The organism is Bradyrhizobium sp. NBAIM08 (assembly GCF_020193935.1).
GTDB classification, from domain to species: domain Bacteria; phylum Pseudomonadota; class Alphaproteobacteria; order Rhizobiales; family Xanthobacteraceae; genus Bradyrhizobium; species Bradyrhizobium yuanmingense.
In genome coordinates this window covers 1-410 of sequence record NZ_JADYVR010000860.1, presented here as the reverse complement: position 1 = coordinate 410, position 410 = coordinate 1, and the positions used below count along the sequence as shown (strand labels likewise).

The 410-nt window shown below is 74.6% G+C and carries 1 protein-coding gene; it reads left to right on the top strand.

The features are described from left to right. Nucleotides 1–410 (top strand): hypothetical protein (locus I6F37_RS42420; RefSeq protein ID WP_225154737.1); only part of this gene is annotated, 410 nt, incomplete at both ends.

Here is a 410-nt window from a genome sequence, read left to right as displayed (position 1 = left end):
GTCCGGGAGTTCGGGCTGGAGCAGTTGGCGGCGAGCGGTGAGGCGGACGCGACCCGTGACCGGCACCTGGCGTGGTGCCAGGCGATTGTCGATGCCGCGTTGCCGCCGCGCGCCGCCTCCACCGACGACCAGGCGCTCCCTCGCCTCTATGCCGAGCGCGACAACCTGCGCGCCGGGCTGAGCTGGGCCATCGAACACGGGCACACCGACGCCGCGCTGCGTCTGACCGGCGGGCTCGCGGATTACTGGGGGGTGCGGGGTGACTTCACCGAAGGCCGTGCCTGGCTGGAGCGCGCGCTGGCGCTGCCACTGGGCAGCCCGGCCCACCGGGTCTCCGCCCTCTATGGGGCGGCCACGATGGCCGTGCACCAAGGCGACCTTGCGCCGGCACGAGCGCACGCTGCGGCCGG